Annotated in this window: 23 protein-coding genes; 14 read left to right on the top strand and 9 right to left on the bottom strand. The window is 41.8% G+C overall.

Annotated elements, in window-relative coordinates:
• Positions 1 to 61: 61 nt before the first annotated feature.
• Complete coding sequence (locus V7K55_RS01375) at positions 62 to 433, bottom strand: hypothetical protein (RefSeq protein ID WP_334827398.1); 372 nt, start codon at positions 431 to 433, stop codon at positions 62 to 64.
• 271 nt (positions 434 to 704) lie between these two features.
• Here V7K55_RS01375 and V7K55_RS01370 point away from each other — a divergent pair, with 271 nt between their 5' ends.
• Together V7K55_RS01370 and V7K55_RS01365 are read left to right on the top strand one after the other, a co-directional pair.
• Positions 705 to 1,919, top strand: a complete 1,215-nt coding sequence (locus V7K55_RS01370) for a sensor histidine kinase (RefSeq protein WP_334827396.1) — start codon at positions 705 to 707, stop codon at positions 1,917 to 1,919.
• 2 nt (positions 1,920 to 1,921) lie between these two features.
• Positions 1,922 to 2,569 (top strand): response regulator transcription factor, encoded by a 648-nt coding sequence (locus V7K55_RS01365; protein ID WP_334827394.1) that lies wholly within the window; start codon positions 1,922 to 1,924, stop codon positions 2,567 to 2,569.
• Positions 2,570 to 2,649: 80 nt separating this feature from the next.
• Here the strand turns inward: V7K55_RS01365 and V7K55_RS01360 are convergent, their stop codons facing one another.
• The gene (locus V7K55_RS01360) at positions 2,650 to 3,072 is read right to left on the bottom strand and encodes a lysozyme inhibitor LprI family protein (protein ID WP_334827392.1); all 423 of its coding nucleotides are present in this window, start codon (positions 3,070 to 3,072) and stop codon (positions 2,650 to 2,652) included.
• A gap of 189 nt (positions 3,073 to 3,261) precedes the next feature.
• Here V7K55_RS01360 and V7K55_RS01355 point away from each other — a divergent pair, with 189 nt between their 5' ends.
• Together V7K55_RS01355 and V7K55_RS01350 are read left to right on the top strand one after the other, a co-directional pair.
• Positions 3,262 to 4,233, top strand: coding sequence for a YegS/Rv2252/BmrU family lipid kinase (locus tag V7K55_RS01355; protein ID WP_334827390.1), 972 nt, complete (start codon positions 3,262 to 3,264; stop codon positions 4,231 to 4,233).
• Positions 4,234 to 4,343: 110 nt separating this feature from the next.
• Positions 4,344 to 5,894, top strand: coding sequence for a metallophosphoesterase family protein (locus V7K55_RS01350; protein WP_334827388.1), 1,551 nt, complete (start codon positions 4,344 to 4,346; stop codon positions 5,892 to 5,894).
• Between the two features lie 123 nt (positions 5,895 to 6,017).
• Here the strand turns inward: V7K55_RS01350 and V7K55_RS01345 are convergent, their stop codons facing one another.
• The 4 genes from V7K55_RS01345 to V7K55_RS01330 all read right to left on the bottom strand — a co-directional run bounded on the left by V7K55_RS01345 (position 6,018) and on the right by V7K55_RS01330 (position 9,318).
• A complete protein-coding gene (locus V7K55_RS01345; protein WP_334827386.1) occupies positions 6,018 to 6,425 on the bottom strand; it encodes a hypothetical protein in 408 nt (135 codons plus the stop codon).
• Between the two features lie 247 nt (positions 6,426 to 6,672).
• On the bottom strand, positions 6,673 to 7,104 hold the full coding sequence (locus tag V7K55_RS01340; protein ID WP_334827384.1) for a CAAD domain-containing protein: 432 nt from the start codon (positions 7,102 to 7,104) through the stop codon (positions 6,673 to 6,675).
• A gap of 339 nt (positions 7,105 to 7,443) precedes the next feature.
• Positions 7,444 to 7,905 (bottom strand): BON domain-containing protein, encoded by a 462-nt coding sequence (locus tag V7K55_RS01335; RefSeq protein ID WP_334827382.1) that lies wholly within the window; start codon positions 7,903 to 7,905, stop codon positions 7,444 to 7,446.
• A gap of 135 nt (positions 7,906 to 8,040) precedes the next feature.
• Positions 8,041 to 9,318, bottom strand: a complete 1,278-nt coding sequence (locus tag V7K55_RS01330; RefSeq protein ID WP_334827380.1) for a histidine kinase — start codon at positions 9,316 to 9,318, stop codon at positions 8,041 to 8,043.
• A 522-nt stretch (positions 9,319 to 9,840) separates the two neighbouring features.
• Between V7K55_RS01330 and V7K55_RS01325 the strand changes: the two genes are divergently transcribed.
• Both V7K55_RS01325 and V7K55_RS01320 read left to right on the top strand, forming a co-directional pair.
• Positions 9,841 to 12,963 carry an MFS transporter gene (locus tag V7K55_RS01325; protein ID WP_334827378.1) on the top strand — a complete coding sequence of 1,041 codons (3,123 nt, stop codon included), beginning with the start codon at positions 9,841 to 9,843 and terminating at the stop codon, positions 12,961 to 12,963.
• A 422-nt stretch (positions 12,964 to 13,385) separates the two neighbouring features.
• Positions 13,386 to 14,441, top strand: coding sequence for a M28 family peptidase (locus tag V7K55_RS01320; protein WP_334827376.1), 1,056 nt, complete (start codon positions 13,386 to 13,388; stop codon positions 14,439 to 14,441).
• A gap of 48 nt (positions 14,442 to 14,489) precedes the next feature.
• Here the strand turns inward: V7K55_RS01320 and V7K55_RS01315 are convergent, their stop codons facing one another.
• Entirely contained in the window at positions 14,490 to 14,750 is a 261-nt protein-coding gene (locus V7K55_RS01315; RefSeq protein ID WP_334827374.1) for a hypothetical protein, read from the bottom strand.
• A gap of 55 nt (positions 14,751 to 14,805) precedes the next feature.
• Positions 14,806 to 15,489 (bottom strand): iron-sulfur cluster biosynthesis transcriptional regulator SufR, encoded by a 684-nt coding sequence (gene sufR, locus V7K55_RS01310; protein ID WP_334827372.1) that lies wholly within the window; start codon positions 15,487 to 15,489, stop codon positions 14,806 to 14,808.
• A 244-nt stretch (positions 15,490 to 15,733) separates the two neighbouring features.
• Between sufR and sufB the strand changes: the two genes are divergently transcribed.
• The 6 genes from sufB (at position 15,734) to V7K55_RS01280 (ending at position 21,648) form a co-directional block, all read left to right on the top strand.
• Positions 15,734 to 17,173, top strand: coding sequence for a Fe-S cluster assembly protein SufB (sufB, locus tag V7K55_RS01305; protein ID WP_334827370.1), 1,440 nt, complete (start codon positions 15,734 to 15,736; stop codon positions 17,171 to 17,173).
• A gap of 103 nt (positions 17,174 to 17,276) precedes the next feature.
• Complete coding sequence (gene sufC / locus V7K55_RS01300; RefSeq protein WP_334827368.1) at positions 17,277 to 18,065, top strand: Fe-S cluster assembly ATPase SufC; 789 nt, start codon at positions 17,277 to 17,279, stop codon at positions 18,063 to 18,065.
• Positions 18,065 to 19,471, top strand: a complete 1,407-nt coding sequence (sufD, locus tag V7K55_RS01295) for a Fe-S cluster assembly protein SufD (protein ID WP_334827366.1) — start codon at positions 18,065 to 18,067, stop codon at positions 19,469 to 19,471. The genes sufC and sufD overlap by 1 nt, the downstream gene beginning before the upstream one ends.
• Before the next feature lie 14 nt (positions 19,472 to 19,485).
• Entirely contained in the window at positions 19,486 to 20,748 is a 1,263-nt protein-coding gene (locus V7K55_RS01290; RefSeq protein ID WP_334827364.1) for a cysteine desulfurase, read from the top strand.
• Positions 20,741 to 20,917, top strand: a complete 177-nt coding sequence (locus V7K55_RS01285) for a hypothetical protein (RefSeq protein ID WP_334827361.1) — start codon at positions 20,741 to 20,743, stop codon at positions 20,915 to 20,917. The genes V7K55_RS01290 and V7K55_RS01285 overlap by 8 nt, the downstream gene beginning before the upstream one ends.
• 98 nt (positions 20,918 to 21,015) lie before the next feature.
• Positions 21,016 to 21,648, top strand: coding sequence for a Uma2 family endonuclease (locus V7K55_RS01280; protein ID WP_334827359.1), 633 nt, complete (start codon positions 21,016 to 21,018; stop codon positions 21,646 to 21,648).
• Positions 21,649 to 21,712: 64 nt separating this feature from the next.
• On the opposite strand, the gene V7K55_RS01275 is transcribed toward V7K55_RS01280, so the two are convergent.
• On the bottom strand, positions 21,713 to 22,834 hold the full coding sequence (locus V7K55_RS01275; protein WP_334827357.1) for a ParB/RepB/Spo0J family partition protein: 1,122 nt from the start codon (positions 22,832 to 22,834) through the stop codon (positions 21,713 to 21,715).
• A 295-nt stretch (positions 22,835 to 23,129) separates the two neighbouring features.
• On the opposite strand from V7K55_RS01275, the gene V7K55_RS01270 reads away from it, so the two are divergent.
• Both V7K55_RS01270 and V7K55_RS01265 read left to right on the top strand, forming a co-directional pair.
• Positions 23,130 to 23,396, top strand: a complete 267-nt coding sequence (locus V7K55_RS01270; RefSeq protein WP_334827355.1) for an addiction module protein — start codon at positions 23,130 to 23,132, stop codon at positions 23,394 to 23,396.
• Positions 23,397 to 23,652: 256 nt separating this feature from the next.
• Complete coding sequence (locus tag V7K55_RS01265) at positions 23,653 to 25,227, top strand: CPBP family intramembrane glutamic endopeptidase (protein WP_334827353.1); 1,575 nt, start codon at positions 23,653 to 23,655, stop codon at positions 25,225 to 25,227.
• Positions 25,228 to 25,245: the final 18 nt, after the last annotated feature.

The raw sequence follows: 25,245 nt of genomic DNA, 5'->3' as shown, positions 1-25,245 counted from the left end.
AGTCATAATTCAGAATAAATTCTGATTTTTTTTGATAAAACCACTAGGAATTATCTTGAGATTATCCTTTTCTGCGGGGATAGGCAGTCTTAAAAATACCCTGAATTTTAGTCTTTTGTTCAGCAGTAAGATTTAGGCTATACACTGCTTTACGCATTTTTTCACCTTGTTGCAATTTCGTTGATAATTCCTTTACTTGATCTGGGGTGAGAACTGCTTCAATTTGCTTGCGAATTTCTTCGCGTTTCTGGGCGCGTTCTGGTGTATTCGCTCCAGGAGAGCTTGGTGTAGAAGTGTTCGTGTCAGATACCTTTGTTCCACCATTGTCACCTTGAGACACATCTGGAGATTTAGAACTTGTGCAACCTGTCATTCCTGCAATCAGGATAGTCGCAAATAAAATAATTGGTAAAATTACCTGTTTTTTAATCATTTACTTCTCTGGTTTTTGTTGTATGTAATACGATTACCAGCTAATCTTAAAAGTTGGGATAGATTTGTGCATGAACTAGAATTCCTAACCTGACCAGGAAAAAAGTACTCAAGTTATTGTGACTTTTTTCCTAATTTAGGAATAATTAATCAGTCGGAACGGCTCTATCGATTCTAGATACAGATTGGTTATATAGAAAGAAGAGTTTCATCCTAAAATTGTGAAAATACCTATGGTTTTGTCACAAAGGCCATTGAGTTGGAACAGTTCTATGATTCGCTTGACCTACCCATCGTTTCGTCTGTTGCTTTACTTAGAGTGGCTGTTATTAGCTACGGCAATGTTCATGGAAGTTCTGCTGCCGTTTGAGTTTTCCTGGTCGTTGCTGCTGCGAGTTGTTGCGATCGCAACTTTCAGCTTGATTGGCTTGAGACTACCAATGGTGAAGCTAGAAACGAAATTATTTTATACAGTCCTGGAATTCGGTTTAATTTTGCTGCCAACAACTCAACATAGCTTATCTAGTCGCTCCGTTTTCCTGCTGTGTCTGGTACTAGTGATGCGGAGTTGTCTAATATTTAAGCAATCGGGACAGCTGGCTGTCTTGGTTTTATCTCTGCTTACTTATGCAACACTGCTTTTATCAAGACCGATTCTACCTGAGAATTTTAGGCGAGACATAATTGCCATGTCTTGGGATTGGCGATTAAGTAATATATTATTGTTTAGCTTAACGTTAGTATTCGCTTTGTTGTTAATTAATGCTCTGCTTGCAGAACGCCAAAGTCGAGAGCAGTTAGAAATTGCCCATTTGCAATTAGAGATCACCAATCAACAACTGTGTCAGTATGCGCTACGGATTGAAGATCAGGCAACCTTACAGGAACGCAACCGAATTGCCCGCGAAATCCATGATGGATTAGGACACACTTTAGTCGCCCAAACTATTCAAATTAATAACACTCTACTGTTTTGGGAATCAAATAATGATAAAGCATTGGCATTTCTCAAACAGGCAAAAGAATTAGGGGCTGAGGCGCTGCTAGAAATTCGGCGATCGCTTTCTGTGTTGCGTTCAAATCCTTTGCAAGGACAATCTCTTACATCAGCCGTTGAAAAGCTGCTAACAGATTTTCAGCAAACCACAGGTATTGAACCATCTTATAAAATTGACGTGCCGCACACTTTACCAACTGAAGTAAACACGGCCCTCTACCGGATTGTGCAAGAATCGCTGACAAATATTTGCAAACACGCTCAAGCAACAAGTGTCACCATTGGCTTACTCGCTCACGCTGGAATGATTCATCTGTCAATCGAAGACAATGGACAAGGATTTAATCCCACTCAAAATACAACTGGGTTTGGGTTACAAGGAATGCGAGAACGAGCGGTTGCACTGGGCGCTCAGTTGAATCTTAACAGTAAACTAGGAACAGGTTGCTGTATTTCTGTTTCTTTGCCACTATCAAAGCTGTTGTTTTAGCTATGATTCGGATTTTATTAGTTGACGATCAGCATCTTATTCGCCAGGGACTTAAGAGTATGCTTGAGTCGAATGCAGAGATGCAGGTAATCGGTGAGGCGGAAAATGGACAACGCGCACTCGAACAGATTCTGGCACTGCAACCCGATATCGTGCTTATGGATGTTCGGATGCCTGTAATGGATGGAGTTGCGACAACAAAAGCGATCGCTCAACAATATCCCAACATCAAAGTTCTCGTCCTCACCACCTTCGATGATGATGAGTATGTTTTTCAGGCGATGCGGCTGGGTGCAAAGGGTTATTTACTCAAGGACACCGAACCAGAGGAACTGATGTTGGCAATTCGATCTGTCTATAAGGGACAAACCCTACTCGGCCCGGGATTGTTTGAGAAAGCACTCACGCCCATTACCGCGCCTGTCCCCTCTGTGCAACCCCCTCCAGAATTGGCCCAACTCACACCCAGAGAATTAGATGTATTACGGTTAATTGCTTGTGGAGCTAATAACCGTGAAATTGCTGAATCGCTGTTTCTTTCAGAAAATACTGTTAAGAATTATGTCACCAGTATTTTAAGTAGGTTGAGTTTGCGCGATCGCACTCAAGCCGCTTTATTTGCCCATTCGTTGTTTGGTGGTTCTAAATAGCTTTAGAATCTTGCAGCTAATTCTTCATAATACTGGGTTTGATTTCTAGCTAACAAATCACAAAATTGTATGATGTGCTTTTAGCGATCGGATTTGAGGTATTCCTGTAATTGTTGGGTACGCAGTTTTGTAGTATTTTCTAGACAACCAACATAAATGCTAGGGGCAATACTTCCTCCCTCATATTCGCTTCTTTCAAACTCACAATTGGTATCTCGAAACTTTAGCCATACTTGTTGGGCAGAAATCAATTTCTGTTTCCTAGACCTTTCTAAGGTAGGTAGTAATTGCTGATAAGCTTGATTTAGTTTCTTATCTGCATTCTGATAAGATAATCTGGCGCATTCATTAATTGCTACTTGATTTTGAGGATTATTACAGTTGAATTTTTGAACTAACCGCATCTGGGGTAAAGCAGGCGTTGTACCTGCCATTGTCATCACAGGGGTATCTAAACTGCTGAGAGTTAGCATACTTGCCAAAACTAGTAATAATTGACGCATGGCAAAAATTTTATTGTTTAAGTATACATAAAAGATACCAACGCTGATGCATGGTTTGGTATATTATGACGCATTAAACTCGTAATTTGTTATAAAATGTAATCTTAGTGGCAGAAGAAAGTCGAGATTTTACGAGAATGCTAGAAATAATTTGGTATTTTAGTAATCTAAGTTTAGCTTTTATATTTTATGAATCGTTCCGCCTGCCTTATTTTCAATCCAGTTGCGGGTCAGGGAGACCCAGACCAAGAGTTAGCAGAAATTCGGGCAATATTAGAGCCAGATATTGACCTAGATATTTATTTCACAACTGAAGAAATCGATGCCGACCAATTAGCTTATGCAGCTGTAGGGCGAGGAGTAGATGCAATCATTGCTTCGGGTGGAGATGGGACTCTATCGGCGGCGGCGGCGGCTGTAGTTAGTACTGATATTGCGTTTGGCATCATTTCCAGAGGAACAGCAAACGCTTTTGCCACAGCTTTAGGAATTCCTGACACGATCGCAGCTGCATGTGAAACAATTTTGCAGGGAGGAACCCGCCATGTAGACGTAGCCTATTGTAACGATCGGCCGATGGTACTCTTGGCAGGTATTGGTTTTGAAGCTGAAACTGTAGAATTGGCAGACCGAGATGCCAAGAATCGCTTTGGAATGATGGCCTACGTTTTCGCTGGAATTCAGCAACTGAGAAACTTAAAAAACTTTGATGTTGAAATTGAAACAGAAGATAGGATAATTAAAACTAGCGCCTGTGCAGTAACAGTCGCAAATGCCGCGCCTCCGACTTCAGTCTTGGCTCAGGGGCCAGCAGGTCTGATTTATGATGATGGGTTGCTAGATTTAACGATTGTCGCTCCAGTTAATAAGGCAGGAGCGATCGCTGCGACATTCCATCTATTCCAAACGGCTTCTACAGGTAACGCCGTAGATCGGGATGATATTGGTTTTCTGCGAGCCAAGCAATTTAAAATTACGACTGAGCCACCACAAAAAGTTGTTCTAGATGGTGAAATAGTCGGCACAACACCAGTAGAAATTAAGTGTGTACCAGCAGGATTGAGGATTTTTGTGCCATTAGTAGAAGAAGTTGAGCCTACGGAAAAATTAGAGGGACTTCCTAACTTGACTATAGAGATGAAAGATCCGGTAGAGGAATGAGGGGATTGGGGATTGGGGATTAGGGATTGGGAATTGAGCAGTAATAATTAATAGTTCTTCTTCCCCTGCTCCCTGCTCCCCTACTATTCAAGATTCAGGAGTATGTTGCATTGAAACTTGTATCTGATCCAGCGATCGCTAACAAAATTCGTAAAATGAATCAGCGAGTGAAGTGGCAAGATCCGTTGATTGTGGAACGGAACATCGACCAAACTCGCCTAGTGTTGGAGGATGGACAAACAGATAATCCTGAGTTCTCATTTTTAGTTGTAGGTGATAGTGGTTCTGGTAGGCATCGGGGACACAATCCTCAGCGACAGATAGCTGAACTCATGTTGCCTCATCATGACGAATCCCGGTTTATGCTGCATACCGGGGATGTAATCTACTTAGTGGGGTCGAGTGAATACTACCAGCAGAACTTCATAGAGCCTTACCGAGAGTTTATCTTGGGGGGAGAGCATCCGAGAAAGATTGCTTATGACCAGATGACTTTTAAGCTGCCTATTTTACCAGTACCGGGAAATCACGATTACTATAACTTGCCGATTTTATTGAGCTTGGCCTCTTTAACAACATTACCGATTCGTCGCCTATTGCGATCGCGGTTAGACCTAGATGTAGGCTTGCATGGCTCAGGCACTGGTGAGGCTTACGCACGGGCATTTATAGACTATCTTAAAGCGTTGCAGCTTCCGGGAGAGCTAACTAGCCATTTAGATAAATACTACACAGGAAAGACAGATACAGGTCGTTGTCTTAGGTATGAACCTGGGCATTTTACCCGTCTTCCCAATCGCTACTATACTTTTCGCTATGGCGGGATTGATTTCTTTGCCTTGGATTCTAATACATTTAACGATCCACCACCCCTACCTAAAACAAAACAAGGTGATGCCGATCGCAAAATCTTAGAAAAGCGTTGTGAAGATTTAGAGCAAGAAAAGCAGCAAATCATTGAAACTTCAGCCAAGCTTCGTCCTGAAAACCCCATTGAAGCCGACCAATTAGACGACTTCCACGCCAAGCTATCGCAAATAGAAGAAATTATTGTTGATATCAAGAAGCAATTAGCCACCGACAAAACAACGCAGACTGATATTGAACAATTAGACTGGCTCAAGCAAAGATTAATTGAATCTTGGAATAATTCAGAAGTTCGGGGAAGAGTGATTTATTTCCATCATCCACCTTATGTAACTGAAGCGACAAAGTGGGAACAAGCGCAAACTTTGATCGTTCGCGATCGCTTCCGTGGTGTGTTGGATGCAGTAGCTAAAGAAATAGGTTCCTTAAATCAGGGCCGTCCTTTGGTAGATTTGGTATTAAACGGTCACGCCCACTGCTTGGAACACCTTGAGACAATGGATACAGGACACGCTGATGCTCATATCCACTGGCTTGTTTGTGGTGGAAGCGGGTTTAGTTTGCGCCGCCAACGGATTGAGGGAGCAGATTTGATGGAAGAAAATAGATTAGTGGCGCGATCGCATCTCTTCATTGGTCGCAACGGTCAAGGTTCTCAAAAGCGACGACCTTATTCAGGTTTACGTATTGATGTTAAAGGTGATGGACAGCCTAAGTTTATTGTCCGTCCTTTGGTTGCCGAATGGCATCAGCGACAATGGCATAATAGTGAACTCGAACCGTTGATTATTTAGTGTTAAACCTCTGGAAATATTAGCCCATAAAAGTAGAGACGCAATGATTGCGTCTCTACATAAATGCCTATTTATTTCGCCTAATTACGTGTGATTGCACCTAGTAAAAAGGATTAGTGTTAATTAAATTACTCCTGGGCCTTTACCGCGTTTGTCACCCTTGTCGGTTAACTTACCTTCTTCGTCTTGATTAACTTCTCCGAGTTCTTCAATACGTGCTGCCTTTTCCTCTGCTGCTTGTTTGCGTGCATCACCCGGTTCTTCGTAGTACATTTCCGGTTCAATTGCATAATTATTAGACAAACCTTCTTTGTCCACAGTATAGCCGTCAGTGGTGCGGATACTTTCTGAATCGGTTTGATCGTCAGTAAGTGCATCTGCTTCCCCTTCTTCTGTGGGGAGTGTTTTGTACTTATCTCCTTCTCTTTCCATTCGAGCAGCAGTCTCAGCTGGGATAATGCCGCGATCGTATGTATTTGATTCGGCTCTATCGGATGAATCTATATCTCTCTTAACTGCTTCATTAGCCATAATTTATGTCCTCGTTAAAAAATCTATTGAATAACTTCAAAACCTAGATTAGGCTGTTTTCTATCTCAAATCTACTATCTTTAGAAGTGATTTTAAGGTTAAGTATAACGCTATCTTCTCTCTCTTTGGATATAAATACTGATAGTTACCAATCATTAGGAAAGGAGCTTAAAACAAGAGCCTTAAGCCCCTTATCAAGGTTAAGCAAACTTCCACCATACTTATAAGCTTAATGGTTGGAAATTTATTAGCCAAAAAATTGGTTTTTTAGAAGTTGAATTTCATCGACTAATTGCTGCCGAGTTGAAACCTTGAGTAGATAACGGAAAATAAACCAACTAGTGTAACCAATTCCAACTAATTCAAATAGCCGTGATAGTAGTGGAATATCATTGATTGCATCTAATAGTGTTAATACTATTTTGGCTGTAACAACTGCTGCCCAAATCAAAGCAAAAGTTATTAGAGGCTGTTTATATTCCTTAAAAAAGCTACTTAAATATTCGGGTAATTGCTCTAAAAAGTGAGAAATCTGTCTACCAATTTGCTGCCATTGAGATTCAGGTTCAGTAGCTGGTGGTAATTTTGGTAAGTTTTCAGTATCAACACCTTCAATTGCTAGCGTAGCTTGTGATAATGAGGTGTTGATGGATTCACGTTGGTGTTGTCCAGTTTCCATAGTTTTATTCGCGGTACAATAGTTTGTGTAACGGGACTGAGCATCAATAAATATAATTATTAAAATCGTCAGTTTTCAATTCTTAGTAGTCAGCAAGTGATCAGTATAAATAACTACCAAAGGAAGGAATCCGGTTTGATTTCTGAAAAGATACGTAGGTTGTGTTAGCGACAGCGTAACGCACCAAACCCTTGATAATGGTGCGTTACGAACTTCGTTCTAACACACCCTACATTCCTAATTTTGTTCAAAAATCAAATAGGAGTCCTATAAGACTGAGCAGGAGCATTTAAATTTATTTTCGTCTACCTACTCAATTGGATTTATTCGTTAGTTGCCTTAGTTTTTTGGTGGCGCAACAGTTGCTTTAACAACTACACTTTTGACACCTTTGATTTGCTTAGATAAAGGTTCAATTTTAGCCAACTCCTGCTGATTGCTCACAGTTCCCGCGACAGTAACAACCCCATCACCTGAAGCTTTAACTGTTAGTTGGCCCTTGGGGATGTTAGCTTCTAATTTGGAGCGAACTTCACTTGATAAGTCTCCTTTGGCTCGTTGTGCATCGCCACCAGTTACATCATTGCGCTGTTCGCGGGCGCGAATATCAGCATCAAGTTGTTTTCTGCGAACTTCACTTTGCGCGTCTTGTTGAGAAGCTTGTGTTATTTTTGCAGTTGGTGTTTGGGGAGCCTCATTAGGATTATTGGGTGCAGATTCACTAGTTTTAGAAGCGTTATCACAAGCAGCAACACCAAAAACTAAAAGAGCGCTAATTAAGAAGGGGGTAAGCTTTTGCATAGGTTAAATTCGCAATCGAAAGTGAAATTTGCTGATATTTACGGCTAAAGGGAGGAGCAAGTCTTTTAAGTCAGGAGCAAAGTTTTAAAATTATTGCTCCTGCAATCCTGGGGAATGAGTGACAGCTACTTAGAATTAAAGCACTTCGTCGCGACGATCAACAATGACTACTGAAGGATCGTCTCTATCAGTCTGTGTTGAGTAACTAGTACCGCTATTAACGGCTGGTGTGTCGTGATGCGTTACTCGGTCTAAACCTGGGCGATGTTCGCTAATTTCAGTGGCATCATAGATCGCAAACTCCTCAATCCCCCGATGTTTGAGAATCTTTTCAGCTTGGTGGATTTCAGCTTCCGTACCATCGATAATTACCAAGTAGTCGCCTTTTTGGAAGCGATCGCTATAAACTTGCGCTCTATCTTCAGGAATCCCTAAGCCAACAAGTGCGCCAACAATACTTCCAGCGGCTGCACCGATCGCACCACCAGCTAAGGTTGTCGCCAAAGCTGTTGCGACTGCGCCACCAGCAATCACAGGCCCGATTCCCGGAATTGCCAAAGTCCCCAGACCAACTAATAAGCCGGTCAAGCCGCCTACGACTCCGCCTGTAGCTGCTCCAGCTTTTGCACCATCGTCTGCTTTATTACCTGTACCAACGTTTCTATCTACATCTACACCAGCGATTCCCTGACCGTTTGCATCTTTGGCGATGATGGAGACTCTACTTAAAGGAAAACCTGCATCTCGTAATTCTGTAAGTGCTGTTTCCGCATCTCGGCGATGAGAAAATACTCCAATCGCGCGTTTAGCAACACCACTATGAGCCACATTAACATTAGGGGTTGGAGCAACATAATCAGCATTTCGAGCATCTGGGTTGTCATAAATACCAAACTCTTCGACACCCTGCTGATGGAGAATTGCTTCTGCTCTAGCAATTTCTGTATCTGTGCCATCGAGGATAACTAAATAGTGTCCTCGTCTCACACGTTCGTCGTAAACTCTGGCTCGTTCTTCAGGAATTCCTAAACCAATTAATGCACCGAGCAAACTACCTGCTACTGCACCAATACCAGCGCCAGCGAGAGTTGTAGCTAGGGTAGTTGCTGCGGCTCCAGCCAGCATAATTGGCCCAATTCCAGGAATTGCCAAAGTTCCAAGACCGACTAATAAACCAGTTAATCCGCCCAAAGCGCCACCTGTGGCTGCTCCGAGTTTAGCGCCATCGTCAGATTTATCGCCGACGCGATCGCGCACTTCGGCTCCAGCAATATCATCTTTGTCTCCATCTTGCGTAATGACAGAGACTCTGTTCATGTCAAAGCCGACTTTTTTTAATTCATGTAGCGCGTGTTCCACATCTCGACGATTAGAAAATACACCTACACCACGTTTATGTACACCTACAACCATTATCTTTTCTCCTCAGCAAAAATCAATTATTCACAAATTTATAGCTTGTAATACCCTTATTAATGCATGTTTGTGTTTAGGTTTCATCAATCGCTTGGAAGAATTTTTGTCTCTATCATTAGACGTAGGTGTTTTTATCTAAATGAGTAAAGAAATCTCAAACATAAAATATTTTTTCTAAAAGTTTAGATATCAATCATTGTAGGTTTAAATATTTTTGCTAAAGATTGATACAAAAGGGATTATTTTCTACCGTTCAGCACCGTTAATCATCTATTTCTAACCTGCTGTGTACATAGATGCAATCAATAAGCTTGTAGAAATTATTTTTATCTAAAAATACTTCTTTTTTAGAATTCAAAAAAATTACAAAAAAATAAAGCATTTATTATTTGAAAATACAACTTTTGGCAAAAAAAACTATTACCTAGGAAAGTGTCAGCTTTTATAAGTGATGATTAAGCTGATAATTAAAGCCATTTTCTAAATGGGCATTTAATTGAGTTTAAGTGAGAAAATACGATGTTTCAAGGTTGTTTAAGTATTTTGGGATGTAACTGGTTGCCTTTTGGGTTAATGCCGATAACTTTAGCTCAGGAAGCACTAACTCCAGAAGAAGCATCAGTTCTTTTTTCTGGGCCTAAATTCTTGGTGGCATTGCTGGCTGGGGTTTTGATGGCATTTGCCTTTCAATTATTATTGACAAACTTTTCAGTTGCTGTCGGAATTTCATCTTGGGAAATTGGCTCAGATTCTGATGATGAGTCGGAAAGTTTGGGTAAGACAATTCGTAAAGGTCAAGCTAAAGTTGGTACTTGGGCGTTAATCACCGTTAGTATTGCATTATTTATTGCTTGTTTTTTAGCAGTAAAACTTAGCCTAATCGAAAGTGCATTTTTAGGTGCAATTATTGGTGTAGTCATCTGGTCTACCTATTTTTCATTAGTAATTTGGTTGGGTTCATCAGCAGTAGGTTCTTTAGTTGGTTCTATTTCTAATACTGTAACTTCTGGTTTTCAAGCTCTGATGGGTACAGCAACTGCTGGTATCGGTGCTAATGCTGCGAAAAAACAGTTAGTTTCTACGGCTGAAGATATTACAGCCGCAGTCCGGCGGGAATTAACTTCAGGTTTTGATCCCGAAGGAATTAAAAATACGCTCCAAAGTTCTTTAGGTTCTTTGCAATTGCCAAAGCTGGATGTTAAAGAAATTCGCACCCAATTTGACCAGCTTCTTAAAGATACAGATTTGCAATCTGTGGCGAACAGCGATCTATTAAAAAATATCGATCGCCAAACATTTATTGATTTAATCAGCAGTCGCGCAGATTTATCTAAAGAAGATATCAATGGCATTGCTGACCAATTTCAAGGTGCTTGGCAACAAGCTTTGAATCGTCAAAATCCCACAGAACAAGTAATTAATTTACTTAAATCTGCTACTCCTGAAGAACTTAATTCTGAGCAATTGGGCGAACGACTTCAACAACTGGTTACAGTTGGAGGCGGTAATGGCAATGGTGTAATTAAGCAAGCTATTCGATACGGCTTGAGCGCTGCTGCACCAGCCGTTTTGGAGCGGATAAACCTTTCTGATATTGATGTCAGCAAAATTACAACTCAGTTGCAAAAGCTGAAAGAAAAAGTTCAAGATGTCGATGTCGATCGAGTCACAGAACAATTTAAAAAGTTTAGAGAGCAAGCAACTGAGCAAGTATCTGCAAAATTGCCAATATCACTTGAAAACGCGATTAAGGCAGATGTAGAAGAGTACATATTAAATTCGTTTCCTTGGCATTTTAACCGAATTACGCTAGTAGATGAATTCAAAGAAGTTATCTATGATGTAAATGCAGATCCGACAACTGTCAGACGGGAGTTGGAAGAAATAAATCAACAATATTTCTCTAACTTGCTGAAGCAGAGAGGCGATTTGGGTGAAGCCAGAGTGAAAGAAATTTCCGAACAAATGGAAAGCGATCGCGTGGAAGTTTTAGAGACTGTAAAACAGGCTCAAACGCGAGAAAAAGGGCAAGATTTCCGCACGCGCATCGAAGATTATCTGCGTTCGACGGGGAAAGAAGAACTTAACCCTGAAGGTATTGAACGAGACTTTGCCAAGTTGGTGGAAGATCCACAAGCTGGCTTTGAAGATTTAAGTAGCCGCTTCGGACAATTTGATCGCGATACTTTTGTACAATTGCTCAGTCAGCGTCAAGATATCAGCGAAGAGGAAGCTAATAATATTGTTAGTCAACTCGAACGCAACCGCGATAATGTCTTGAATCGTGCTAGAGAATTGCAAGAACAAGCAAAAGCGAAAGCTGATGAACTGCGCCAAAAAGTTGAAGACTATCTGCGGAATACTAATAAAGACGAACTCAACCCCGAAGGCATCAAACGTGAGTTTAAAGTTTTACTAGACGATCCGCAAGCTGGAATTAGCTTGTTACGATCGCGCCTAGCGCAATTTGACCGCGATACATTGGTACAATTGCTCAGTCAGCGTCAAGATTTGAGCGAAGAACAGGTAAACCAAACTCTCGATCAGCTAGAATCAGTCCGAGATAGTATTTTGCAAGTACCGCAGCAAGCCAAAGAACAGTACGAAAAAACTACCAAAGCGATCGCTGAATATCTCCGCAATACCAACTTGGAAGAACTCGATCCACAAGGTATTAGAAGGGATTTGGAAAAATTACTCGACGATCCCAAAGCTGGAGCCTTAGCACTGCGCGATCGCTTATCTAATGTCGATCGAGAAACCTTGGTTAAACTTGTCAGTCAGCGCGGAGACTTGAGCCAAGAGCAAGTTAATCAGATCATCGATCGCGCCCAAGATGCCATTGGTGATATTATCAGAGCGCCAAAACGTTTAGCAAAACGTACCACTCAAGTAGCTTTAGATTTTGAAGCCAATCTTGAAGAATATCTGCGTAATACCAACAAAGACGAACTCAATCCTGAAGGAATCAAACGCGATTTACAATTGCTGCTGTCTTCTCCCCGCGCTGGAATTGGAAGTTTAAGCGATCGCGCCTCGAAATTCGATCGTTCGACAATTGTGGCGCTATTATCCCAACGTGAGGATATCTCAGAAGAAGAAGCTAACCGAATTGTGGATCAAATTGATTCAGTTCGCAGTTCCATTGTCGAACAATTCCAGCAGATCCAGGAAAGGGTGCAATCAGTGCTGGATGGAGTTTTTGGCAAAGTTCGCAACTATCTTAACTCCCTGGATCGTTCCGAACTTAATTATGAAGGCATTAAGCAAGACTTTGCCAAAGTATTTGACGATCCGCAAGCTGGATTTGAAGCATTGCGCGATCGCCTCAGTGAATTCGATCGTGACACCTTAGTTGCTGTCATGAGTTCTCGTAAAGATATCTCTGAGGCAGATGCTAATCGCATTATCGATCAAATAGAATCAGCGCGGGATGGCGTATTGCAACGAGCCGAACGCATCCAGAAAGAAACCCAAAAACGTTTGAAAGCTATCCAACATCAAGCTAAAAAGCAAGCTGAAGAAAGCAAAAAAACCGTTGCAAATGCTGCTTGGTGGATATTTGGGACAGCTATCACTTCCCTTGCAGCTAGTGCGATCGCAGGTGCGATCGCTGTGACTGGGCTAACTCTACCTGGCTAAAATATTTCCCTCATATCGTGTCCGGCTAAAGACTTATCATTCACACCGCAGGGGGAAAAAGGTTTTTTCGATTGTTGCACAGATGCGGTAATCATAAGTGGTTAACCGGACATGATATCATCAGCAGACCGCCCTGCGCTAAGGCGCACGCTACGCGAACAGACTAGAAGTCTGGGGCTATACAAACGAAGTCCGCCTGCGCGGACTCTATAAAACCCGCCTAGGCGGGTTTAGTCTGTATAGCCGCGATTTCCAATCGCCCGGTGTTTCTATTTATCAAATTAAGCGTAATTTGCTTTCTAATTATTTAATTCCTCAATAGTTTTTTAGTTCAAATCGCAGCTAGCACAGAATTCTGCGATCGCATTAATTATGCTTCGGGATTTGCGCTACCTTAAGTCAGGAAGCCAAGGATAAATCACATGAAAAAATGGATTTGGCTGATGCTGTTGATGCTGATGGCAGTTGCTGTGGTGGGTAGTAGAGGTAGCACGTTTTTAGAACAGCGTCCGTCACCGGCAATTGTTGAGCGCATTCCAGTGAAAACACGCCAACCACAGGCAGAGTTAAAGGAAGTTGACAGTGCGCCACAAGTGTCTACTGACAGGCTGTTAAACCATATCCAAAAGTTGAATTTTCAGCGCTACACAACAAAAGAGCGATCGCTTACTCGCACTTATATCACAACTGAACTCACAAAATTCGGCTGGAAACCTAAATTAGAAAAGTTCTCTGAGGGTGTGAATATTTTTGCTGAACGTCCAGGAACTGACAAAGCCGCTAAAGCAATTTTGGTAGCAGCGCATTACGATACCGTTGCTTTATCCCCCGGTGCTGATGATAACGCTAGTGGTGTAGCTGTAGTGCTGGAAGTTGCGCGGTTGCTGGGTTCTCGTTCCACACCACGGACGTTACAAATAGCTTTTTTTGACCAAGAAGAAGCAGGACTTTTGGGTAGTCAGGCTTTTGTGAGCAAGACAGCACGCTTACAAAACTTGGGCGGAGCGATCGTTATGGATATGGTAGGTTATGCTTGTTACACTCCTGGGTGTCAGAAATACCCTGCCGCATTGCCTGTTATACCACCTAGCAACAAGGGCGATTTTTTGGCAGTAGTTGGTGATACAGAACATTTGCCTTTACTGAATGCTTTTCAAAGCTCACAGATGCTCCCCTCAACCGCCCTGAATAAACAGGAATCAAATCTGCCAGCAGTTTTGACAGTACCAATTCCTTTTAAAGGTTTACTGACACCAGATACCCTACGCAGCGATCATGCACCATTTTGGTATCAGGGTGTGGGTGCTGTATTGGTGACAGATACCGCAAACTTACGAACTCCGCACTATCATCAACCTAGCGATGTTCCAGCGACTATCGAGCGATCGTTTTTCACAGGTTCAGCACAGATTGTAGTCAATGCAACTACTGCATTGTTAGATAAAAATAAGGTTTTGCAAACTCAACCACCAAGCTAGAAGAAAGGCATTGCAATTGCAGAAAAACTGGAAAATTTGTTAAACAAATTACCATTTCAGATATGAAGCTTCAATTCCCTGCTCACGGCGAATTCTACCATCTTTTTCAAACCACGCAATTACTTGCGGCGCTGTCAAATCTTCAATAGCAACACCATATTCTTGAGCGATATGCTTTAAAAGCTTAAGTGATGAAATTGTCAATCTTGTTAAAAACTTTTCTGGGGAAGACAACAAAGCCGCATCTACTTTTGCTGACTCTTCCAGGGTTAAAAATTGTGCTGATGGTTGCTGTGGTGGTGTATCCATAACGTTATCTCAAATTTAGTTGATTATTGGGCATTGGATAATATTTCAAAAATGACTAATGACGAATTTGTACCAAATAGCCACAACGATGTTCGCCATCAATAATCCAGTGGGTGCGTTCTACGTTACAATCTGGTAGTACGGCTGCAAACATTTCTAATTCGTGACCGCAAACGCTGGGGAAAGACTCGGCAACGTTGGAAATAGCACAGTTATGCTCCATTAAGATAAAGCGATCGCACTCAAAGGTGTCACGGACATCAACAGGGTGATACTCTGCCATGAAGCCTTCCGCTTTTCTCAACTCTACTAAGTTGGCTACACGTTCTCGCAGCGAACCATTACCGACGCGATCGCGGTATTCTAAAGCTTTGCGCTGCCACTGTTTCTCTAAAATCGATTTAAATTGCTCATGTCCTACCGTTTCGGCTAAGGTGTCTAGCAACGAAACCGCAAAATTTCCGTGGCCATCACCAAAGCGATCGCTCATTGTGCGGTGCAAGCGATCGCGTCCTTGACGACTCAATTCATAAAGGTGCTGCGGCCGCCCCATCCCCGCCGTCTGCACTGATGTTGAATACAAAACTAGCTCCTCCGTCTCCAAGTCCTTGAGGTGGCGACGAATCGCTTGGGGGGTAACGTCTAAAACTTCAGCTAGCTCCAAAGCCGTTGCTTTTTCGCGTTTATGCAGATACTCAAGGATATCTTGCTTGGTTGAGGACTGGTGGGTAGTCGCCATCTTATGGTTGGTGCGAGGCGTTCAGCGAACGTCCCAAAAATTTCTTTGAAAATTTGACTTTGACAACATTGTTGTTGTTAATCTAGCGTAAAATGAAGATAGGTTAAACAACAAAGCTGTTGTTTTAGTCTCCACCACTATTCTAGCAGCCGTGTAACCATTGCGTAACCTGATATGGGAATCGATTAAAGATAAAGTCCGTCTCCCATCCTAAAAGAGTTCAGAACACGAGAGATTATTACTGATGAGTGCCACTGTCAAAACCTTAGTCAACCAACCCTACAAGTACGGCTTTATTACTGATATTGAGGCCGACACTATTCCGCGTGGACTAGACGAGGACGTTGTTCGCTTGATCTCCTCTAAGAAGAACGAGCCACAGTTCATGCTGGACTTTCGCCTCAGAGCTTATCGCCAGTGGCAAAAAATGACGGAACCAACTTGGCCTAATGTCAAGTATCCGCCAATCAATTATCAGGATATCATTTATTACTCAGCACCAAAACGTAAGAAAGAAAAACTAAACAGCTTGGATGAAGTCGATCCAACCCTGCTGGAAACCTTTGAAAAATTAGGTATTTCTTTATCTGAACAGAAGCGACTGGCAAATGTCGCCGTCGATGCGATTTTCGATAGCGTTTCTGTCGCTACTACATTTAAAGAAAAGTTAGCGGAAGATGGTGTTATTTTCTGCTCCTTTTCGGAAGCGTTGCAAGAACACCCAGAACTAATCAAAAAATACCTGGGTAGCGTTGTTCCCATCGCTGATAACTATTTTGCCGCCTTAAACGCCGCCGTATTTAGCGATGGTTCTTTTGTCTATATTCCTAAAGGCGTAAAATGCCCAATGGAACTATCTACCTACTTCCGCATCAACTCTGGTGACACGGGACAATTTGAACGGACTTTGATTGTCGCCGAAGAAGGTAGTTATGTTTCGTACCTGGAAGGTTGCACTGCACCGATGTATGACACCAACCAGCTGCACGCCGCCGTTGTGGAACTCGTCGCCCTCGACAACGCCGAAATTAAATACTCTACTGTGCAAAACTGGTACGCTGGAGATGCTAACGGGAAAGGCGGTATTTACAACTTTGTCACCAAGCGCGGTTTATGTCAGGGTGTGAATTCCAAGATTTCCTGGACTCAAGTAGAAACAGGTTCGGCAATTACTTGGAAATATCCTAGTTGTGTTTTGGTGGGTGATAACTCTGTGGGTGAGTTTTACTCGGTGGCGCTGACAAATCATAAGCAGCAAGCTGATACTGGCAGCAAGATGATTCATGTCGGTAAAAATACCCGCAGTACAATTATTTCTAAAGGAATCTCCGCAGGTAATTCTAGTAATAGCTACCGGGGTTTGGTGAAAGTCAATCCGACGGCGAAAGGAGCGAGAAATTATTCTCAGTGCGACTCGATGCTGATTGGGGATAATGCCCATGCGAATACTTTCCCTTATATTCAGGTGCAAAATAACGGTGCGAAGGTGGAGCATGAAGCTTCTACTTCTAAGATTGGGGAAGATCAGTTATTTTACTTTGCTCAACGGGGGATTTCTTCGGAAGATGCTATTTCGATGATGATTAGCGGCTTTTGTAAGGATGTTTTTAATCAGCTACCGATGGAGTTTGCTGTGGAAGCTGATAAGTTGTTGAGTTTGAAGTTGGAAGGCAGTGTTGGATAAGTGGAAGCAAGGATAAACACAGGGACATCGGCTTTCTGTGTTTATCTTTTGGAAGAGTAACGAACCGCAGAGGCGCAGAGAGCGCAGAGAGAGAAGAGAGAAGATGATTATTGAAAATAGTGAAGTTGTGCTGTCAGTTAGGAATCTGACGGCTAGTGTTGATGGGACACCGATTTTGAAAGGTGTAAACCTGGAGGTGCGATCGGGTGAAATTCATGCGATTATGGGGCCGAATGGTTCTGGTAAGAGTACTTTTTCTAAGGTGTTGGCTGGGCATCCGGCGTATGAGGTGACTGGCGGTGAGGTGATTTTCCAGGGGCAAAATTTACTGGAGTTGGAACCGGAGGAACGGGCTAGAAGTGGTGTGTTTTTGGCGTTTCAGTATCCGTTAGAAATTCCCGGTGTGAGCAATTTGGATTTCTTGCGGGTGGCGTATAATTCTCGTCGCAAGGCGCAAGGTTTAGAGGAAATAGACGCTTTTGATTTTGACGATTTGATTGAGGAAAAGCTGGATGTGGTGAAGATGAATCCCAGTTTTCTCAGTCGGAGTTTGAATGAAGGGTTTTCTGGTGGTGAGAAGAAGCGGAATGAAATTCTGCAAATGGCGCTGCTAGAACCAAAGTTGGGAATTTTGGATGAGACTGATTCGGGTTTGGATATTGACGCGCTCAGAATTGTGGCGAATGGCGTAAATCAACTGGCAAGTCCAGACAATTCGACAATTTTGATTACTCACTACCAACGGTTACTCGATTATATTGTGCCTGATTTTGTGCATGTGATGGCACAGGGGCAGATTATTACGAGTGGTGGTAAAGAACTGGCGCTGGAGTTAGAGTCTCGCGGTTATGACTGGGTACTAGCAGAATTTGCAGCTGAGGTAGGTGTGTAATGAGTATTCAAGTATCTCAAAATCAGGCTTCCAACACCTTAGTAAATGAAGATCCTTACCTAAGTGAGTTGTTAAATCAATTTCAGGAATTGATTGTCGAGGAAGTTCCTCAGCCGGAAACATTTGCTTGGTTACAACAACTGCGCGATCGCGCTGCTAATTTTGTCCGTAACTCAACTATCCCCACTACCCGTGAGGAAGAATGGCGATTTACTGATCTGTCGTCTCTACGGCAAGTAAAATTCAATGTAGAGACACGAGGGTTTTGGTCTGTAAAATTTGATATCACACGACTGACTTTACCAGAAGCTGTTGATAGTAGGTTGGTGTTTGTCAACGGAGTTTTTTCGCCCGATCTGTCATCTGTTGCAGATTTGCCAGAAGGTATATGGGTGGAAGATTTAGCTGGATTTCCTTTAGAATATCGCTCTCGCCTAGAGAATTATTATTCAGTCCAAGAACCGGGTACGCAAGAAGTTTTCACTGCGTTGAATACGGCTGCTTTCACAAATGCATCTGTAGTATGGGTAGGAAAAAATGTTGTGGTAGAAACGCCAATTCATTTACTATTCCTGTCTATTCCTAGCGATTCACCGATACTATCACAACCTCGTTCTTTAGTAGTGGCTGAATCTGGTAGTAGTGTTACGCTCATTGAAGATTATCTGTATCAACCAACAGACGTAGAAGATCCAGATCAAATAGAACTTGGGGAAGTAGTTCACTTTACTAACGCAGTTACAGAAATCTGGATTGAGGAAAATGCCCAGGTTAACCATACTCGAATCCAAGGTGAAAGTGCAGAGGGTTTTCATATTGGTAAAACATCTGTCTCGCAAGCTCGTAATAGTCGATATACTTGTCATGCCATAAATTTAGGCGCGAAGTTGTCGCGGCACAATTTAGAAATTTTGCAAACTGGTGAACAGACAGAAACTACTCTCAATGGGTTGACGATGATTTATGGTAAGCAGTTGTCTGATACTCACAGTGCGATCGCACTCAACCATCCTCACGGTACAAGTCACCAATTGCATAAATGTATTGTAGGCGATCGCGCTCATGCGGTATTCAATGGTAAAGTTTTTGTACCCAAACTAGCGCAGTTAACAAATGCATCCCAGTTGAATCGCAATTTGCTGCTATCGTCTAAAGCCAGAGTTGATACCAAACCCCAATTGGAAATTACTGCGGATAATGTAAAGTGCGCTCACGGTGCTACCGTTAGCCAATTGGAAGATGATGAAATATTCTATCTGCAAAGTCGGGGAATTGATGAAAACGATGCTCGAAAGTTGTTAATTAACGCCTTCGCTGCTGAAGTTATCAACCAAATACCGATTCCCTCTCTGCGAGAAATCCTTTTAAACACAGTGAATAATCTCAAGTCCCTGACTAATGAGTAATAACTAATCTACCAATGACTTTCACTCCTACCAAAACCCTTGCTGATAAAGTTCGCGCTGACTTCCCGATATTGCATCAGGAAGTCAATGAGAAACCCTTGGTTTATCTCGATAATGCTGCGACATCGCAAAAGCCTTTATTCGTATTAAATACCCTGCGGGATTATTACGAGCAATATAATGCTAACGTGCATCGAGGTGCCCATTCTCTGAGTGCTAAAGCTACTGATGCTTATGAAGGTGCTAGAGATAAAATTGCCAAATTCATCAATGCTGCATCGCGTCAGGAAATCGTTTACACCCGCAACGCAAGTGAGGCGATTAACCTAGTAGCCTACAGTTGGGGCATGAATAATTTACAGCCTGGGGATGAAATTATTCTCTCAGTGATGGAACACCACAGCAATATTGTACCTTGGCAATTGGTGGCACAAAAAACGGGTGCAGTACTGAAATTTGTAGAATTAACACCAGAAGAAACTTTTGATTTGGAACAGTTTAAAAAACTGATTTCTGAAAAAACAAAGTTGGTGTCGGTGGTACATATTTCTAATACTTTGGGTTGCATTAATCCAGTGGAAGAAATTGCTGCGATCGCTCACAGCTACGGTGCTAAATTCTTAGTAGATGCTTGCCAAAGTGTCCCTCACTACCCTGTCGATGTGCAGAAAATAGATTGTGATTGGTTGGTAGCTTCCGGTCATAAAATGTGTGCGCCAACTGGGATAGGATTTCTGTATGGCAAGTTGGAATTACTAGAATCAATGCCACCATTTTTTGGTGGTGGTGAGATGATTGCAGAGGTATATTTAGACCATTCAACTTATGCAGAATTACCGCATAAATTTGAAGCCGGTACACCTGCAATTGGGGAAGCGATCGCACTTGGTGCTGCGATAGATTATCTTAGCAATATCGGCATGGATAAAATCCACGCCTACGAAGCCGAATTAACAGCTTATTTGTTCCAACAATTAGAGCAAATTCCCCAAATTAGGATTTACGGCCCCAAACCAAATGCGAAAGGTGAGGGTAGAGCCGCTCTTGCGTCATTCACCGCCGGAGAAGTCCACGCTAACGACTTATCTACATTATTAGATCAAGAAGGCGTTGCCATCCGTTCTGGACACCATTGTACTCAACCATTACACCGTTACTTAGGTCTTGCTGCAACCGCACGGGCAAGTCTATCTTTCTACAACACCCGCGAGGAAATTGATGTTTTCATCAAAGCACTGAAAGAAACTCTGGACTTTTTTGCAGGTTTCCTTGCTTAAAATTACAAAATATTCAGAAACTGATTGTGCCAAATATCAGCAAGATATCTTGCTAATAATTGGCACAATTTATTATCTGGAGTTTAATGAACGTGAGGGCAATAACATTCAGACAAATTATGGTATTGACATCACTATAACTAACCTGGAAGTTTCTCAAGCTAATTAGGCAAGTGCTTGAAATTGACTTGAGCGAGTATTATATTAATGACATAGGTAAAATTATCGGGATTTTATCTAATATCCTGACAGAAGAAGTATTTTAATATGCTTGTTAAGTCAACGCCTGCTGAACAAAGAACAGTCCTACACAACGTTAGCTGGGAAACCTTTGAAGCCTTGCTGAGAGATACAGGTGAAGATAGAGGTTCTCGGTTTGCTTATGACTGCGGTGTTTTAGAAATTATGACTCCACTTTTTGAACATGAAAACCCCAAAATTCAATTTGATCGTTTTATATTCGCTTTAGCTGAAGAAGTCGGAGTAGAAATTAAAAGTGCTGGTTCTACAACACTAAAGCGTAAAATATCAAAACGGGGAATAGAACCAGATACTTGCTACTATATACGAAGTGAATCGATAGTCAGAGGTAGGATGACGCTCAATTTAGAAACAGATCCACCACCTGATTTAGCGATTGAGATTGATATTACTAGTAGTTCAGTTAACAAATTCGGTATTTATTCAGCATTGGGTGTAACTGAACTTTGGAGATATGATGGGCAAAATTTAAAATTTTATCAACTAATAGAGGGACAATATATTGAGTGTAAGTTTAGTATTGCCTTTCCTATAATTTCAGTGAGTGAGATAAGCAGATTTATTGAGCAGAGTAAAAGTATGGGAGAAATTGCTTTGCTCAAATCATTTCGCGCTTGGGTGAGGGGACAGATAGGGTAAAGTATAGCTTATTCACTAATCTAATTATTAGCTAGCTTTTTCTAAAAAATATATATGCTTAGATTTAGTTTTTAATCTTATTCAGGCTATGAGACAATCTATTTATAGCATCTAATTCTGTACCATATTTCATAATAGCTTCCCATTCTTGAACTAAATCTTCAAGCACTATCCAATTACATTTATTATTCATTTTAAGAGTTTGAAAACTTGGTCTAGACAATTCTTTCTTAACTTTCGCAACACGGGACAGAGGAACGACTACATAAAGTGGAAAATTTAAATTTGGAACAAGAGCAACTAAATCTGCCATTCTTAGTAACCCTGAGTAAATAGACGTAGTACATTCAATCTCGAAAGCTGCTGTAATCTGATTATCACCACTCAGCCAAACTACATCAATAAGTGCAACTGTTTTTTGTGCATCATTACGAATTCCTAATTGTGGCAAAGAATCCATACTTAAGCTGCCTAATTTTTCTTTCTCCCATATACGTGAGCGATCGTTAGAAGCAATCCACACTGAGCCACAGAGCTTTTGACCTAACTTAGCTAATATCCACTGCATTTGTGTGTGTTGTGTTTCGCTATGTTGGGTTTCACTAATATTTTCAATACTGCTAATCATTTTGAAAGCCGCATTTACACTTTTGTGGTTCAATGTCTTTCGCAATGCCTCTGCTTTTGCAATATTACCAACTAAAAGTGCCTCATCAATAGTTGATACAACTTTACTAGCCTTCTCATAATTAATACCACTTCCCAGACTAACCCTCTTCGCTACCATATCCCTAGTAGTCCCCACACCAGATCCTTTAATTCCCTGACGCTGACGAGAGTTAGTTCGCTCAATAGCCTCCCAAGTTAATCCTTCTCGACATTTTTGTTCTATAGTCTTTTCTCTATTAGCATTCTCCAGTAACAGAGCTTCTAATTCAGCTATTTCATCAGTAAACTCTTTTTCTTCAACGGGAACTGTTGTCCATCCAAGAGATGACACTGCTTTCCAACGCCGATGTCCACTGATGATTGTACCCTCTGGTGTAACAATAAGCGGTTTGACCCATTTAGACCTTTTAATATCTTGGGCTAGTTGCTCAATATCTTCGTCGCCGTAAATACTGTCATTTTTGGGATGGGGATGAAGTTCAACAACTTTGCGTTCTTTAATCTGAATGTTTGTCATTGAGTCTAATTACGAAGTCACGCTGTGTCTAATGCACTACTCTAATCTAACAGTGGCATTAGTGTATCAAAAAGAGCAAAGAATCAAAATATATTGCTTGTTTGAGTCTAAAAGGCGATCGCATAACCTTAAATAAAATGCGTAGACATACATGTACTAGTATCGATTGAGTAACTATATTACAGCGAATTTTAATCAAACGTGCCACAGTTAAAAGTACTAAAACCAATATTGGACTTTGTTTTGGGATTTATTTTTGTGGTGGGTTTGATAAAAAACTGCTGTAACAACAACCATGCACCACATAATAAAAATCGATATTTCCGAACTAAGTGTATCTGAACGTATACAGCTTGCCCAGGAATTATGGGATAGCATTCTTACTACACCCAATGAAGTTCCTCTCAACGACGGCCAAAAACAAGAATTAGATAGACGCTTGGAGATACATCACCAAAACGCAAGCCAAGGTTCAACATGGCAATCAGTCAAACAAAGACTAGGTTTATCTGAATTAACCACATCAACTCAAAGAATCTGGATCTATCCCCAACCTTTGTAATTCTTGTGCCAACCTTTGAGCGCGTTGTTCAGCAGCGATCGCCCGGTTCATCGTCAGAATCGGGCAGATCCTCGGCGGAGGGTAAGCAGTGCAATGGGTTGTAATTTAACATGGTGGGTGCGATATCTACGACGGGCTACGCCTATGCACATTCATAGCAAACTTATAATATTGATGATATCTATCCACCTCTGACTTTTTATTGCGATAATTCCCAAGGGGGACGCGCTCTCCACTGTTAGTCAAAGGGGGATAGATGACACTCAAGCGGTTAATTTTAATTTTTATACTGACACCGATTGCAGTTCTTTTGGCAGTTTCGGCTTTATTCAGTAGTTGGCAAGAACCTCAGTTTCAAAGTCGCCTAGAATTGTACCAAACTAATATTGCTCTCCAAGCCCAAGCTTGGCAATCTGAAGATAGCAGCGATCGCAATCTCCAGACGATTCGAGCAGCGATACTTGGCGATCAACCCTTGGAAAGCTCCACAAAGCAGTATGAGGAGGCGCGTCAATCAGTTCAAGCTAATTTGGACAAAGTTAACAGCAAACTTGCACAATTAGGCTCTCAACCTGACATCACTCCCACACTTCCAAAACCTGTACCTAACGTTCCTCCCACAACTAAAACCTCTAAACAGGGACAGAAACAGTTACAGCAATCCCTCAAACAACTCCAGAAATTACTGGCTGAATTAGACTTGCGCCTGGGAATATTACAAGCACAGCAAGGACAAACGGATACAGCCCTCAAGACTTGGAGCGAATTACAACAACGCTCAAATATCAATCCAGAATTTGGGGAAACCGCCTCTGTATTAAGTGGACTGTGGAGCAATCCTCCCCGTCTGCTTCAAAATGCTCAAGAACGGATTCAAAAGAATTTAGAAGGTTGGTTTCGCTCAAATGCTTTGGTTAAGTTATACCAACTCCAACAACGAGAAGACGCTTTATTAGCAGTTAAAGCTGCACAACAAGAGTCTGCGGCTCAAGCAGTGTTGAAATTAGCCGTTATTGGGACTATTCCCACTTTGGCAGCTTTAATTGGTCTAATACTGCTGATTTTATTATTTGCTCAACGCTTGTTGAAAGGAAAAGCCTCGTTACTAGCTCAAAATTCTGATGTCCCTTGGTCAACGCCTTGGGATGGTGAAACGGTTTTGCAGGTTTTTATTGTAGGCTTTTTCTTTATGGGGCAAATTTTTGTGCCCTTGGTGATATCGGTGTTACCCATCCCGCGTCCTATTGTTGATGTGCGACTTCAGGCGTTTTCTGTTTTGGTTAGTTACCTATTGGTGGCGTTAGGTGCGCTGTTAGTGCTGTATTTCTCTCTCAAGCCGTTTTTCCCATTACCGCAATTCTGGTTTCGCTTCCGTTTTCAAGATAATTGGTTTTGGTGGGGACTGGGAGGCTATTGCACGGCTTTACCTATAGTTGTGGTGGTATCTTTGATTAATCAACAGCTATGGCAAGGACAGGGTGGTAGTAACCCCCTGTTGCAACTAGCTCTAGAAAGCCGAGATGGTATAGCACTGGGCATATTTTTCTCTACAGCCGCGATCGCAGCCCCATTTTTTGAAGAAATCCTATTTCGTGGCTTTTTGTTACCCTCTCTAACTCGCTACTTACCCGTGTGGGGATCGATTTTGATTAGTAGTTTGTTGTTTGCGATCGCTCACCTCAGCTTGTCAGAAATTCTTCCCCTGACTGCATTAGGGATTGTTTTAGGGGTAGTTTACACGCGATCGCGCAATCTCCTTGCTCCTATGCTCCTTCACAGCCTCTGGAATAGTGGTACATTATTAAGTCTATTCGTTTTGGGTAGCAATTAACACTATGATGTTACTGTT

Source organism: Nostoc sp., from assembly GCF_036919895.1.
GTDB lineage: Bacteria > Cyanobacteriota > Cyanobacteriia > Cyanobacteriales > Nostocaceae > Nostoc.
The sequence above is the reverse complement of the archived record's forward strand: the minus strand, read 5'-3'. Positions and strand labels throughout refer to the sequence as shown.